General features: G+C 67.5%; 16 protein-coding genes. 8 read left to right on the top strand and 8 right to left on the bottom strand.

All coding sequences use genetic code 11. The annotated features are described in order from the left end of the window. Positions 1-197 (top strand): superoxide dismutase [Ni] (locus VM306_RS20820; RefSeq protein WP_325517532.1); only part of this gene is annotated, 197 nt, incomplete at its 5' end. A 526-nt stretch (positions 198-723) separates the two neighbouring features. Next, entirely contained in the window at positions 724-1,893 is a 1,170-nt protein-coding gene (locus VM306_RS20815) for a Fic family protein (RefSeq protein WP_325517530.1), read from the top strand. Positions 1,894-2,185: 292 nt separating this feature from the next. Here the strand turns inward: VM306_RS20815 and VM306_RS20810 are convergent, their stop codons facing one another. Beyond that, complete coding sequence (locus VM306_RS20810; protein WP_325517528.1) at positions 2,186-4,807, bottom strand: hypothetical protein; 2,622 nt, start codon at positions 4,805-4,807, stop codon at positions 2,186-2,188. Positions 4,808-5,023: 216 nt separating this feature from the next. After that, entirely contained in the window at positions 5,024-5,185 is a 162-nt protein-coding gene (locus VM306_RS20805) for a hypothetical protein (protein ID WP_325517526.1), read from the bottom strand. A gap of 68 nt (positions 5,186-5,253) precedes the next feature. Here VM306_RS20805 and VM306_RS20800 point away from each other — a divergent pair, with 68 nt between their 5' ends. The 3 genes from VM306_RS20800 (at position 5,254) to VM306_RS20790 (ending at position 6,862) form a co-directional block, all read left to right on the top strand. After that, positions 5,254-5,850: a histidine phosphatase family protein gene (locus VM306_RS20800; RefSeq protein ID WP_325517524.1), complete on the top strand. Its 597-nt coding sequence runs from the start codon at positions 5,254-5,256 to the stop codon at positions 5,848-5,850. Beyond that, positions 5,850-6,323 (top strand): GNAT family N-acetyltransferase, encoded by a 474-nt coding sequence (locus VM306_RS20795; RefSeq protein ID WP_325517522.1) that lies wholly within the window; start codon positions 5,850-5,852, stop codon positions 6,321-6,323. Before VM306_RS20800 ends, VM306_RS20795 begins: the two co-directional genes overlap by 1 nt. A gap of 125 nt (positions 6,324-6,448) precedes the next feature. Further along, on the top strand, positions 6,449-6,862 hold the full coding sequence (locus tag VM306_RS20790; RefSeq protein WP_325517520.1) for a DUF5684 domain-containing protein: 414 nt from the start codon (positions 6,449-6,451) through the stop codon (positions 6,860-6,862). Positions 6,863-6,940: 78 nt separating this feature from the next. Here the strand turns inward: VM306_RS20790 and VM306_RS20785 are convergent, their stop codons facing one another. The 3 genes from VM306_RS20785 to VM306_RS20775 all read right to left on the bottom strand — a co-directional run bounded on the left by VM306_RS20785 (position 6,941) and on the right by VM306_RS20775 (position 9,112). Continuing rightward, positions 6,941-7,762, bottom strand: coding sequence for an SAM-dependent methyltransferase (locus VM306_RS20785; RefSeq protein WP_325517518.1), 822 nt, complete (start codon positions 7,760-7,762; stop codon positions 6,941-6,943). Between the two features lie 140 nt (positions 7,763-7,902). Next, positions 7,903-8,613, bottom strand: coding sequence for a S1 family peptidase (locus tag VM306_RS20780; protein WP_414672423.1), 711 nt, complete (start codon positions 8,611-8,613; stop codon positions 7,903-7,905). Positions 8,614-8,695: 82 nt separating this feature from the next. Continuing rightward, entirely contained in the window at positions 8,696-9,112 is a 417-nt protein-coding gene (locus VM306_RS20775; RefSeq protein WP_325517516.1) for a hypothetical protein, read from the bottom strand. 254 nt (positions 9,113-9,366) lie between these two features. Between VM306_RS20775 and VM306_RS20770 the strand changes: the two genes are divergently transcribed. Beyond that, complete coding sequence (locus tag VM306_RS20770; RefSeq protein WP_325517514.1) at positions 9,367-10,308, top strand: diacylglycerol/lipid kinase family protein; 942 nt, start codon at positions 9,367-9,369, stop codon at positions 10,306-10,308. 245 nt (positions 10,309-10,553) lie between these two features. Further along, the gene (locus tag VM306_RS20765; RefSeq protein ID WP_015104912.1) at positions 10,554-10,808 is read left to right on the top strand and encodes a WhiB family transcriptional regulator; all 255 of its coding nucleotides are present in this window, start codon (positions 10,554-10,556) and stop codon (positions 10,806-10,808) included. 141 nt (positions 10,809-10,949) lie between these two features. Here VM306_RS20765 and VM306_RS20760 read toward each other — a convergent pair whose 3' ends face one another. Beyond that, complete coding sequence (locus tag VM306_RS20760) at positions 10,950-12,428, bottom strand: PAS domain-containing sensor histidine kinase (protein WP_325517534.1); 1,479 nt, start codon at positions 12,426-12,428, stop codon at positions 10,950-10,952. A 54-nt stretch (positions 12,429-12,482) separates the two neighbouring features. Between VM306_RS20760 and VM306_RS41410 the strand changes: the two genes are divergently transcribed. Next, positions 12,483-12,557, top strand: coding sequence for a 50S ribosomal protein bL37 (locus VM306_RS41410; protein ID WP_369809028.1), 75 nt, complete (start codon positions 12,483-12,485; stop codon positions 12,555-12,557). Between the two features lie 65 nt (positions 12,558-12,622). On the opposite strand, the gene rsrA is transcribed toward VM306_RS41410, so the two are convergent. Both rsrA and VM306_RS20750 read right to left on the bottom strand, forming a co-directional pair. After that, positions 12,623-12,883: a mycothiol system anti-sigma-R factor gene (gene rsrA / locus VM306_RS20755; protein ID WP_325517512.1), complete on the bottom strand. Its 261-nt coding sequence runs from the start codon at positions 12,881-12,883 to the stop codon at positions 12,623-12,625. Beyond that, positions 12,880-13,230: sigma factor-like helix-turn-helix DNA-binding protein (locus VM306_RS20750; RefSeq protein WP_325517510.1), on the bottom strand; the 351-nt coding region annotated here is incomplete at its 5' end. The genes rsrA and VM306_RS20750, both read right to left, overlap by 4 nt.

Genomic DNA, 13,230 nt, shown 5'->3' with positions numbered 1-13,230 from the left:
TGTGGGTGCTGTGGACGGACTACTTCAAGCCGCCGCACTTCGAGAAGTACCCCGAGCTGCACGACCTGTTCAACCGCGCCACCAAGGCCGCCGGCGCCTCGGGCACCAAGGGGTCGATGGACCCGGCGACCGGTCAGCAGCTGCTGGACCTGATCGCGCAGATCGACAAGATCTTCTGGGAGACCAAGCAGGGCTGAGCCCGGAGCCTTGTTGACGACGCTGACCAACGAAGATCTCTTTCGTAGGTCAGCGTCGTTTTTCGTTCCTTGGCGTGGTTCGACGGCCCCCAGACGGCCCGGGTCAGTCCTTAACGGACTGCCTTGTCCGTCAACGTTGACGGATCGCTCGCAACTCACAAGCACACCAGCAATCCCAGGAGAACCAGCAGCTCACCTCGACACCTAGACCACTGCACGTCAGGATGCCGTCGCAAGGTTTGAGAGATGATTGGTTCATCTCTCAACGTTGACGAATGAACCGTCAATCCATCAACACTGCAAGCCCTGATGAGCCCGCCTGCGACCACTCGGTCAACCACCCGACCTCAAACGAGGTACTCCGAACCGGCTACGCCACGCACCGACAGCGACACGCCGCAGCCAGAACCAAGACGATCATCACGCAGCAAACTGAGCCAATCCTCGCCGAGCAAGTGGGACGGCGATCATGAACGAATCATCTATCAAGTTTGACGAATGATCCGTCAATCTCCACACTGGCGGCATGCTCTTCCAACCGTCTCCCCTCGACGCTGACGACCACCGGGTCGTCGGCGAGATCGACGAGTTCCGACGACGCCTGCGCCACTACCTCCGCGAGCCTCGCCGCTGGAAGGGACAGCTCCGCCGCAACCTCAAGGCTCGGGCCATCCGTGGCTCCAACAGCATTGAGGGTTACGATGTATCCCTTGATGACGCCGTAGCGATCCTGGAAGACGAAGAGCCACTAGACGCTGACCGTCGCACTTCACTCGAAATCATCGGGTACAGAAACGCTCTGACGTACATTCAGCAGCTCGCCCAAGACACGGAATTCAGTCTCGACCAGTCACTGGTGCGCAGTCTGCACTTCATGATGCTCGGTCACGATCTATCCAAAAGCCCGGGCCAGTACCGGAAGAAAACAATCTACGTCCACGACGAAGAGAACAACGAGATCGTCTACGAAGGCCCTGAGCCAGAGACTGTTTCCAGTTTGATGGCCGAGCTGATGGACGATCTTTCAAAGACCAGCGACTGCCCTGTTTACGTACGTGCAGCTCTCGCTCACTTGAACCTCGTCATGATCCACCCGTTCCGTGATGGCAACGGACGCATGGCCCGCGCACTTCAAACACTGATCCTTGCACGCGAGAAGATCCTCGCCCCAGAATTCAGCAGCATCGAAGAGTGGTTGGGCCGCAACACCAACGCCTACTATGAGGTACTCGCCGATGTAGGAGCAGGTTCCTGGCGTCCCGAGCGCAGCACACGTCAGTGGATCAGGTTCAACCTGACGGCGCACCACATACAAGCGCAGACCGTTCTTCGACGTGTAACAGAAGCTAGCCAGATGTGGAGCGAGCTTGACACGCTGCTCGCAAAGAACAAGCTGCCCGAGCGCGCCGCATTTGCGCTGTTCGACGCACTCATCGGAATTCGCGTGCGTCGGACCAGCTACGAGAAAGACGCCCAACTGGAGCCGGGAACGGCAGCCCGGGATCTCAGGATTCTTGTGTCCAAGGGATTGCTCGTCGCCTCTGGCGAGACCAAGGCACGCATCTACACGGCCAGTGATGAACTACGACAGATCCGAAAGAATGTAGCGGCGAACAGGAAGGATGTTGTCAACCCTTACGGTCCGACGGAGGAGACTAGCGAAACTCCTCGCAGGAGCGTTTCGACCGTCACATAGGAATCGCAGCCACACCACACCATTCTCTTGTCTCTACCGCGCTAGGCGGATGGACGCCGGCGTTGAGAGTGACCGAAGGCCATCGCGCTGCGGCGCAACGCTCTTGATACTTAAGAACATCTCACGCACTACGGGTGTGATCGGCCGGTTCTTGGGCCGCCTCAACGGCACTGACGGCCCCAGACGGCCCAAGGGGCAGGTGAGCGCCACCGGGCCAAGGAGTACCCGTTCGAGCGATAGCCCGGCTCGGTGCCGCCTCCCGAACGGAAAGCGGCACCGTCCACCAGAAGAGCTAGGCCGCGTCGGTCACCTCGCCCGTCACCTCGAACCCGATGCCGGTGGGCGAGATGCCCTCGAACCGCAGCCGGACCTGCTCCTCGGGTTCGGCCTCGGTGTCGGCCGCGGTCGGCATCGAGAACTCGAACGTCGTCTGGCCCGGCGGGATGTAGACGTAGAACCCGATCCGGGTCGTGGACAGCGGCCGGGACGGCAGCGGGTCCTGCCCCGAGTTGGCCAGGAACCAGTCCCGGTCGACGTCCGTCGAGGACAGTTCGGGGGCGCTGACGGGTACCGCCGGCAGGCCTTCCAGCGCGAACGGCGCGTCCGCGGTCTCCGACAGCGTCACCCTCCACTTCAGGACGCCGCCCTCGGTCACGCTGTCGGCGAGCGGGGTGACCGTGAGTTTCGGCGCTGGGTCGTCGTCGTGCACCCGCAGGCCGCCTACCGCGGCGCCGACGACGGCGTTGGACAGCGCCTGCACCCCGACGGCGTACTGCCTGTCGCCGCCCCACCTGGTGTTGGACGCGAAGGACACCTGCACCTCGGCGCGGTGTTCGCCCGGCGCGAGCGTGACCAGCTTCGTGGCGGGCTGGTTCTCCGCGGCGTTGTAGAAGATCCGGACGACGCGGGTGCCTTCGCCGGCGGCGTTGACCGCGACGGTGTGGGTCTGGGTGCCCTCGTCGCCCTCCTCCACGGCGACGAGGGTGGTGTCGACACGGCCCAGGTCGGCCGGGACGACGGGGACGAGGCCCGGGTTCCAGCCGTGGGCGTCGATCAGCCACGCCTCACCCGACGCGGATTCTGGAACCAGTTCCAGCGATGCCACCTCGCCCAGGTTCTCCGGGAGCGGGACGCGGACCTCCTGCCCCCACACCGGACTCACCCGGTTGGTGCCGGGCAGGCCGGTCACGGACACCGAGCCGAGTGCGTGCTTCTGTCCACTGTGGTCGGTGACCGCCACGCCGAAGCCGGAGGCGGGAGCGTTGGCCGGGACGGCCAGGCGCAGCGCCAGTTCACGCGAACCCCGCAACGACACCGGAGCGGCGGGCTGCACCACGGCTGCCTGTCCTGCCGCGGTCCACTTCAGGGCGACGGAGAGACGTTCGGGCTGCGACGACGCGTACCGGAAGCCGACGAAGTGCGGTGAACGCGCGGTGCTGCAGGCAATCGTCGCGTCACGCGAGGTCTGCTCGCACAGCCGTGCACTGCCTGACACGGCGGTGGACGTGTCCGGCACGACGAACGGCTTGCGTGCGGCTCCCACGGCGTGGGAGAGGACGCGGGCCGGGTCCGCGGACGGGGCGCGGACGCCGGAGCCGTCGAGCAGCGGCAGCACCGAGGTGTCGCCGGCCAGGAACAGGTGCGCGGACGCCGCGACGTAGGTGGCTCCGGCGGCCTGCTGCTGGTCCGCGGTCAGGCGGGTGGCGGTGCCGGGCGTGCACAGCGGGTCCGGGGGCTGGCCGGGCGAGAAGTCGTCGAACGCCGGCGCCTCCGCCTGGCCGGGCGTCCACTCGCTGTTGAAGTAGTTGTGGTTCGCGCCCACCACGTACAGCGCGCTGTGCAGCGCGGCGCCACGGCTCAGACCGCGGGTCTGGTCGACGAACATCTGGCCCTGCAGATCGGAGACGTCACCGTCGCAGCCCGGCAGCAACGTCACCGAGGGCACGTCCGGCGCCGGGTTGTGGCCGAAGATCGTGGGGCCGATCAGCACGTCGCCGCGGATGGTCCAGCGCACCGGGCCGCTGAAGCCGGTGTCGCCCGGCGGCGGGGTGAGGCTGTCGGTGGCCGCGCGGTTGACGCCCTCGCCGCCGCGGGAGTGGCCGACGAGCAGCACGTTCGCCATGTCGGCCTGCACGGCGACGGGCGCGGAGCCCTGGCCGGACGACCAGTCCGCCCACTTCGCCAGGTGATGGCGCACCAGCGACGACCGGCCCTGCGCGCCCGCGTCGACGGTGGACGCGTCCTGGGCGTTGATGCCGTTCGCGGAGATCGACACCGTCAGGTAGCCCTGGGACGCGAGGAGCTGCTGCGTCTTCAGGTAACCGCGGTGGCTCGGCACGACCTTCAGGCCACCGGGACACGGCCATTCGCCGGTGTAGTAGTCGGGGATCACCGGGTCGTAGCAGGTGAAGTGCCTGCCGTGCAGGAACAGCACCAACGGCCGTTTGCCGGGCGCTCCCTCCGGCGCGACGACGACGGCCTTCATCTCGATCGGCACCCCGTAGCCGGGCAGCGTGACCGGGTCGAGCTCGTACTCCCCGGTGCTGGTGGCGTACTCGCCGGGCTTGCCGGGGTCCACCTCCGCCCGGGGCCGTTGGGCGGGCAGTGCGGGGGCCGCCAGCGAGGCCGGCGGGGTCTCGACGACGTCCAGCCGCCTGCCGGCGGATCTCACCCGCAGCGCCGTGGGGTTCTTCAGCCCGGCCGTCAGCGTGAACGTCCGCAGGTCCGCCGACTCCCGGGCGAGGCCCAGGAACCGCTCGCCCTCCCAGAACTCCACGCCGGCGTTCGACAACGGCATCGGCGTGGGAGCGGTCCAGCGGATCACGTCACCGGCGACGGCCAGGCCGGGCGGCGGTTGCGGAGCGGCCGACGCGGGTGTGGCAGGCACGACGGCGGTCAGCAGAACAGGTATCAAGAATGCGAATGTCCGGCGCATGTGGGTCCCCCTCGGGAAGGACGATCCACACCGTTCTAGCGACGCCGGACGCCATTGTGACCGGATTTCGCCAACCAAAACAACAATCAGACGTGAGTACTACGCCATTCAGCTCATTTGAGATGCGAATGGCGGGTTGACCCAGCTCAGGGCAGGTCCTACGGCGCGGCCACCGAATTCCAGCCGGTCGGGCCATCACCGGCCCCCGGCGTCGCCGTCACGCTCGTTCTGATTCAGTTTGTTCCACGTCGAAGTCAGCTCCGTCCGGATGCGCGCGACGCGGACGCCGAACGCCTCGCGGATCTCTCGCGCATCCACCTCGTCGGGGACGCGGTGGTCGGGGTGCTCGGCGGTCATGACGCGCCGGACAGCTCGCGGGTGGACTCCTCCAAACGCGCTCCCCGTCACTCCTTAGGATCGAACAGGTGAGCACCCACCTCTACCTGCTGCGCCACGGCCAGACCGAGTGGTCCGAGACCGGCAGGCACACGGGACGCACTGACATCGAGCTGACGCCCGAGGGCGAGCAGCAGGCACGCCGCGCGGGCGCCACGCTCGCACGGTTGAGAGGCACGGACCAGGCGCCCGCGCTCGTGCTGACGAGCCCGCGGCACCGGGCCACCAGAACGGCGGAGCTCGCCGGCCTGGAGGTCGGCGCGACGACCGAGGACCTCGCCGAGTGGGACTACGGCGACTACGAGGGCATCACCACCCCCCAGATCCGCGAGCGCGTCCCCGGCTGGACGGTGTGGTCGCACCCGATGCCGAACGGCGAGACGCACGCCGAGGTGCAGGACCGGGCCCGCAAGGTGCTCGGCGGGGTGCGCAAGATCCTGCCCGGCGGCGACGTGGTGCTGGTGGGCCACGGGCACTTCAGCCGCGTGCTGATCGCGGCGTGGCTGGGACTGGCGCCCGACCAGGGCGTCCACTTCGGACTGGACCCGGCCGGCATCTGCCAGCTGGGCGACGAGCGGGGCGACCCTCAGGTGCGCAGGCTCAACGTGCCCGCGTGGGAGGTGTGATGATCCGCAGGGTGGAACCGCGCGACGTCGACGCGGTCGTGCGGCTGGTGCACGAGCTGGCGCTGTACGAGAAGGCTCCCGAGCAGTGCCACCTGACCGCGGAACAGTTGCACACCGCCCTGTTCGGCGACAGCCCCGCGCTGTTCGGCCACGTGGCCGAAGTGGACGGTGAGGTCGTCGGGATCGCGTTGTGGTTCCTGAACTTCTCCACGTGGGACGGCGTGCACGGCATCTACCTGGAAGACCTCTACGTCACGCCGGAGCACCGCGGCAGCGGCATCGGCAGGCAGCTGCTGGAGACGCTGGCACGGGAGTGCGTCGCCAAGGGCTACACCAGGTTCCAGTGGTGGGTCCTCAACTGGAACGAGCCGAGCATCGGTTTCTACAAGAAGCTCGGTGCCGTCCCAATGGACGAGTGGACGGTCATGCGAGTGGCCGATGAAGCGCTGCAAAAGCTGGGCTCTGCATCCTGAAGGTTGACGGAAGGTCTCGAAAGGCTCACGAAAAGGGAATTCCACACAGGACGGGTGCGCGGTACTGGAAGCGTCCCCGCTCGCCGATCCCCCGGCACAAGTAAGCGTGGAAAGAAGGAAAGACCGTGGGCAACGACCCGACTACCGTCGACCCGGCCTCTACCGGCCTCGGCGTTTTCGGCATCATCCTGTACTTGGCGTTCCTCGTGTTCGCCGTCGTGGTCATGTGGAAGACGTTCACGAAGGCCGGTCAGCCCGGCTGGGCAGCGATCATCCCGATCTACAACATCTACGTGTGGCTGAAGGTCGCGGGCCGCCCCGGCTGGTGGCTGGTCCTGTTCCTGATCCCGATCGTGAACATCGTCATGTCGGTCATCGTCTCGATCGACATCGCCAAGTCCTTCAGGAAGGACGCCGTCTTCGGCGTCGTCGGCCTGTGGCTGTTCAGCCTGATCGGCTACGCGATCCTCGCGTTCGGCAACGCCCAGTACGCGGGTCCCGCCGCGCTGACCGGCCAGCAGGCCGCCTACCAGGGCTGACGCACACGCCTGAGCACGACGAAGGCGGGCCCGAAGCCACCCCTGTGGCTTCGGGCCCGCCTTTCGTCCGTCCCAGACCTACGCGCCGATGATCCCGACGGCGCCGTAGGTGGAGGCCTCCGCCGCGGCCGACGTGCCGGGGAGCTCTCCGTCCGCCCGCCAGTTCGCCGCGAGCACCAGACCGGGCTCCAGCAGCCGCAGGCCGCAGAGGAACTCCTCCACGTCCTGTTTGGACCGCGGCACCAGCGGTGAGCTGATGCCGTCCGCGAGGTCGACCAGCCGGCCGACGAGCTCCGGTTCGACGTCCTTCGTGAGGTGTGTCAGCGCGAGGATGCTGCCCTCGCACAGTGCGGCGCGGTAGCGCGCGACGACGCCCGCGGGCTCCTCGGTGACGTACGGGAGGATGCCGACCATCAGCACCGCGGTCGGTTTGGTGAAGTCGAGGAGACGGCGCGTCTCGGGATCGCGCAGCACGGCGCCGACATCGCTGACATCGGACTGCACGATCGCGGCGTTGAGGTTGTCCCGCAGCATCGTGCGGGCGTGCGCGACGGTGACCGGGTCGTGGTCGACGTAGACGACGCCGCACGACGGGTCGATCGCCTGGGCGACCTCGTGGACGTTGCCGGCGGTGGGGATGCCGCTGCCCAGGTCGAGGAACTGGCGGATGCCGTACTCCTCGACGCACAGCCGCACCACGCGACGGGAGAAGGACCTGATCGTCCGCGCTATCTCGGCGACGGGGTACTTCGCGATGCTCTCCTCGGCGAGCGCGCGGTCAACCGCGAAGTTGTGCGCCCCACCGAGGTAGTAGTCGAACAGGCGAGCCATGTTGGGACGCTCGGCATCACCACTCGTGGTCCCCCGCTTCGGGCCGTCCTGCACTGCGCACCTCACCATGCTCCCGAGCGGCGCGAACGCTGGAGGCACGGTAGCTCGCTACTCCGTTCGTGTCCATCCACCATTCGTGAACACGCAGGGTGATGGCCCCCGGCAGGAGCCGAGGGCCATCGCAGGGTTACCGCTGGTGGAGCAGGGTGTCAGACTCCGGCGTACTGCCGGATCCAGCTGCGGTAGCTGGTGTTGTTGAGGCTGGTGTAGTTCGAGACGCTCGAGCGGTCCGAGGTGGACGCGACGCCGATCTGGCGGCCGTTCGCGAACATCGGGCCACCGGAGTCACCACCGGCGGCGATGCCGTCGATGCGCCGCACGCTGATGGCCTGGCCACCGCGGTAGTCACGACCGTTGGTGGTCGTGACCTGGGTGTTCGCGACCTTCAGGTAGCGCGACTGGCAGTTGATCTCCGGCTGGTTGGTGCAGGTGGCGCCCCAGCCGTAGAGCTGCACGGTCTGACCCGCCGAGACGGTCTGGCCGAGCGGCGAGAACGGCGCGGACATCGCCGTGCTGACCCGCACCAGGGCGAGGTCGGCCGACGGGTGCTTGATGATCTGGTTACCGGTCACCAGCTGGCCGCCGGAGGTCTGGTCCAGGCTGCCCGCGCGGAACGTGTACGTGCCGGAGGAGGCCACGCAGTGCTCGGCGGTCAGGATCCAGGTCGGGGCGATCTTCGTGGCGGAGCAGTTCTGCTGCCCGTTCACGAAGAGACGCGCCCCGTAGGGGAAGTTGGTGGCAGTGCTGCCGCCGATGATCATCGGCGACATGTTCGGGTCCTCGGGAGCAGCCGAGGCCGTCATGGGTGCGAGGGTGAGCGCCGCCAGGAAGGCACCCGCGATCGCGGAAAGAACACGCATGGTTGGTCACCTCGTGAGAGCAGGGAGTGGTTAAACAACCACGCACAGCTTCACTCCTCGGTTTGAGGCTGACCACCCTCCTTTAGTCGGCTTTGTCGTGCTCCGCGGAGTCGAGGCCCAAGGCCCACCGCCGACCGTCGCTGGTGAACAGCAGCACGAGCACCACGACGCAGTAGATGCCGCCCAACGACCCCAGGAGCTGCTGCTCAGACGGGCCGTACGCGTACCAGGCGCAGCCCAGGAGCAGCAGCTGCGTGACGATCACGGGCGTGCGCGCGCCGTGGCGGCCCTGGAACAACATGACCGCCGCGAGGATCACCGCGCCGAACCAGATGACGAGCACACCGGCGGCGCCGAGGACCGGGCCCGCGGACGGCGCACCCTGGACCACCCGCACGACGAGCGCGACGGCCAGCGCGATGCCGCCCACCCCTTGCAGGACGGCGAGTGCGGAGGCGATGCGCACCGAGCGCGGTGGCGCCGGGGTCCCAGTGGTCACGAGGGGCCTTCCTCACGTTCTGTACCTGGTCACGGATCGTAGGCCACCCGGTTGGAGGGCACGCTCGGCACGTCTCGCGCGGGAAGATCAAGGGGCCTCTTCAGCGAGCCGGCGGTCGTCCGGGGTGCACTCGACTGCGAGGGGGTACGCGGTGCTGACGGAAGGGAGATTTACGCCACTTTCGTGAGGCTGGGGCCATCCCGAGGGAGGACATGCGAGACGCCGACGGTCACGCATTGTCTTACTCTCAAGTGGTGCGCGCTCTTCTCGTGGTGAACCCGCAGGCGACTACAACGACGCCGGCGGGGCGTGACGTGTTGGCGCACGCGCTGGCCAGCGACGTGAAGCTGGAGATCGTCCAGACCTCCTACCGCGGCCATGCGGCGGACGCCGCCGGTCAGGCAGCGGCGGACGGGTTCGACCTGGTCATCGCCCATGGCGGCGACGGCACGGTCAACGAGGTCGTCAACGGCGTGCTGCGCGACGGCCCGCGCCCCGACAAGCCGATGGTCGGCGTCGTGCCGGGCGGGTCGGCGAACGTCTTCGCGGGCGCTCTCGGCATCCCGCGCGATCCCGTCGAGGCCACGCACGTCCTGCTCCAGGCGATCGAGCACGGCACCAGCCGCCGCATCGGGCTCGGCCAGGTCTTCGCGGATGTCGAAGAGGGAGCGGACGGCCGCTGGTTCACCTTCAACGCCGGCATGGGTCTCGACGCCGACGTGGTGGCGGAGGTAGAGCGCAAGCGGGCCAAGGGCCACAACGCCAGTCCCGCCCTCTACCTGAGCGTCGCGCTGAAGGCGTACGCGCAGAACGTCCGCAAACCGCAGCACTTCACCGTCGAGGTTCCCGACGAGACCCCGTTCGACGACCTCGGCATGGTGTTCGTGTCGAACACGGATCCGTGGACGTACTTCGGCGACAAGGCGATCCAGCTCAACCCCAGCACGTCGTTCGACGGTGGACTCGGTTTGAGTGCATTGAGGACTTTGCGGGTACCCACGGTCGGGCGCTACGTGGCCCAGGTGCTCACGACGGGCAATCCGAAGAGCGGGAAACTCGTTCGGCGCGACGACGTGGGTTATGTCAGAGTGAAGTGCGAGGAGCCCGCCAACCTCCAGGTCGACGGTGATTTCCTCGGCATGACGACCGCAGTGGAGTTCAGGGCAGTCCCCGACGCGTTGACTGTTGCCGTGTAAGCAACTTGACAGTCCGTGATCGGTTCGTGACCTTCCTGGTACTCACCCGGGATGTACTGCAGTCGAGTGACAGCAGAGCGTGAAACCCCAGGTGAACGCCGTCGATCTTTTGGGTGAGTTCACTCACCGGGTCAGTGCTTACCCCTTGACATCCCAGCCGTTCGTGAAAGCATTCACAAGCACCCCAAAAACGACCGCTGACAACCGGCGTGCCCTTGTGCGCGCCTAGCTGAGGAGTAGTTCCAATGGACTGGCGCCACCGCGCGATCTGCCGCGACGAGGACCCCGAGCTGTTCTTCCCCGTGGGGAACAGTGGTCCCGCGCTGCTTCAGATCGCCGAGGCGAAGACCGTCTGCCGCCGTTGCCCCGTCGTCTCCGACTGCCTCGCGTGGGCACTGGAGAGCGGCCAGGACGCCGGCGTCTGGGGCGGGATGAGCGAAGACGAGCGTCGCGCCCTCAAGCGCCGCAACGCTCGCACGCGCGCCCGCAGCAACGCCTGAGCAGGCAGTTAGCCTCTTAAGACCCAGAAGAAAAGAAGCCCGACACCGTGCCAGGTGTCGGGCTTCTTCTTTGTTTGCACACCCTCCCGCGTGACCACGTGAGACCGCTGAGGCTGGTCGTCACGTGTGCACGGGGTCAGTTTACCGCCGCCCTCTGAGCGGCACGCGCAGGACCGCCTCAGTACCGCCTCGGGGCCTGCGCCGCAAGCTCAAAGAGCCTCTCAATTCGGAATCGACGAGCGTTCGAACGATCTGCAAGCCGAGACGATCGGTGCGTTCCAGGGAGAAGCCCTGCGGAAGTCCCTTGCCGTCGTCGGTGATCGTCACGTCGAGCCACTTCGCGGACCGCTCGGAGTGCACGACGACCTCTCCGCGCTGACCAGGGGCGTAGGCGTGCTCGAAGGCGTTCTGCACGAGCTCGGTCAGCACCATCACCAGCGGGGTCGCGATCTCGGCCGGCACGATCCCGAACCCGCCCTCGCGGCGCACGCTCACCTGGGTCTCGGTGACCGCCACGTCGCTCATCATCGGGATCACCTTGTCGACCACGTCGTCGAGGTCGACCCGTTCGTCGACGGACATCGACAGGGTCTCGTGAACCAGTGCGATGGAGGTCACACGGCGGACCGACTCGGCCAGCGCCTCCTTCGCCTCCGGGTTGCTCAACCTGCGGCTTTGCAACCTCAGCAGCGCGGCGACCGTCTGCAGGTTGTTCTTCACCCGATGGTGGATCTCGCGGATCGTGGCGTCCTTGGACATCAACGCGCGGTCACGACGGCGCACCTCCGTCACGTCGCGGCACAGCACGATCGCGCCCGCGGCCTGGCCTCGCGGCCGAAGGGGCAGGGCGCGGAACAGGACCGCGGCTCCCCGGCGCGACTCGGCCTCCATGCGCATCGACGTCTGGCCTTCCAGCGCCTGCCTGATGCGCTGCGCCACCTCGGTCGCGTCGAACGGGTCTCCTATGAGGCTGCGGGTGAGCGGCGCGAGGTGCACGCCGACGAGGTCGGAGGCGTGCCCCATGCGGTGGTAGGCCGACAGGGCGTTCGGGGAGGCGAACACCACCGCGCCGGACGGGTCGAGCCTGATCAGGCCGTCACCGACGCGCGGACTGGTGTGCACGTCCGGCGACGGTTCGGGCGCCGGGAACGTGCCGTCCGCGATCATCTGGCACAGGTCGGCGGCGCTGCCGAGGTAGGAGATCTCCAACGGCGACGGCACGCGCGGCACGGCGAGGTTCGTGCTGCGGCTCAGCACCGCGATGACCTGCGTACCCAGCCGCACCGGGATGGTCTCCCTGCGCACCGGCACGCCCAGGTGCCAGCGCGGGTCCTCCTCGCGGCAGATGCGCGACTCGTCCATCGCCCGCCGCAGCTGCGGGTGCTCCTCGGAGTCGACCTCGCTGCCGACGACGTCCTCGGGGTGGGCCGTCGGCGCCGTGGTCGGGCGCGCCTGGGCCACGCAGAGGAACCTGTCGTCGTCCAGCCGCACCCACATGAGGAAGTCGGCGAACGAGAGGTCCGAGAGGAGTTGCCACTCCGCGACCACCAGCTGGAGGTGGTCGACGGCGGCGCCGGAGAGCTTGGTGTGCTCGGCCAGCAGGTCCGTGAGCGTAGACAGAACTCCTCCATGCGAAACTGGTGGGCGAAGCAGTTCTGATCCTAGGAGACACAGATGTCGAAGCGTGCTCGCAAGCGCCGCGACCGCAAAAAGGGCGGCGCCAACCGAGGCAAGCGCCCCAACGCCTGAGTGCTGCGAAAAGGCCTGGACACCGATGCGGTGTCCAGGCCTTTTCGTCGTTCCGGGGGAGGAGGTCAGTCCTCGGTGCGGATCTCCACGATCGTCGCCCTGATGCGCGCCTTGAGGTCGGCGGGGGCGTAGTCACCGCCGCACTTGCGCGCGAGCAGCGCCTTGAGGTGCTCCTCCAGCCCGAACTGCTCCAGGCACGGGTGGCACTCGTCGAGGTGCGTCTGCAACGCCGCGCGACGGGACTTGTCGCACTCCTGGTCCAGGAACAGCCAGACCTCGGACAGCACCTCTGAGCAGTCGGTGTCGTGGGGCTCGCCGCAGTTCATGACGCGTCTCCGTTGCTGCCTCGCAGGAAACCACGGTCTCGGGCGACGTCCGCCAGCATGTCGCGGAGCTGGCGACGACCCCGGTGCAACCGGGACATCACCGTGCCGATGGGGGTGCCCATGATGTCGGCGATCTCCTTGTACGCGAAGCCCTCCACGTCGGCGAGGTAGACCGCGATCCGGAACTCCTCGGGCAGTCTCTGCAGGGCGTCCTTGACGTCTGAGTCCGGCAGCCGGTCAAGCGCGTCGACCTCGGCCGAGCGCAGGCCGGACGACGTGTGGCTCTCCGCCTGGGCGAGCTGCCAGTCGGTGATCTCGTCGGTCGGCTGCTGCAGCGGCTGGCGCTG

This window comes from Lentzea sp. (assembly GCF_035525475.1).
GTDB lineage: Bacteria > Actinomycetota > Actinomycetes > Mycobacteriales > Pseudonocardiaceae > Lentzea.
This window is presented reverse-complemented; position numbering and strand designations above follow the sequence as displayed.

Bases quoted from the DNA above. Each gene is read 5' to 3' on its own strand.
- VM306_RS20780 (WP_414672423.1), bottom strand. From the start codon at position 8,613: ATGCGTGTTCTTTCCGCGATCGCGGGTGCCTTCCTGGCGGCGCTCACC.
- rsrA (WP_325517512.1), bottom strand. From the start codon at position 12,883: ATGAACTGCGGCGAGCCCCACGACACCGACTGCTCAGAGGTGCTGTCC.
- VM306_RS20795 (WP_325517522.1), top strand. From the start codon at position 5,850: ATGATCCGCAGGGTGGAACCGCGCGACGTCGACGCGGTCGTGCGGCTG.
- VM306_RS20785 (WP_325517518.1), bottom strand. From the start codon at position 7,762: ATGGTGAGGTGCGCAGTGCAGGACGGCCCGAAGCGGGGGACCACGAGT.
- VM306_RS20765 (WP_015104912.1), top strand. From the start codon at position 10,554: ATGGACTGGCGCCACCGCGCGATCTGCCGCGACGAGGACCCCGAGCTG.
- VM306_RS20805 (WP_325517526.1), bottom strand. From the start codon at position 5,185: ATGACCGCCGAGCACCCCGACCACCGCGTCCCCGACGAGGTGGATGCG.
- VM306_RS20815 (WP_325517530.1), top strand. From the start codon at position 724: ATGCTCTTCCAACCGTCTCCCCTCGACGCTGACGACCACCGGGTCGTC.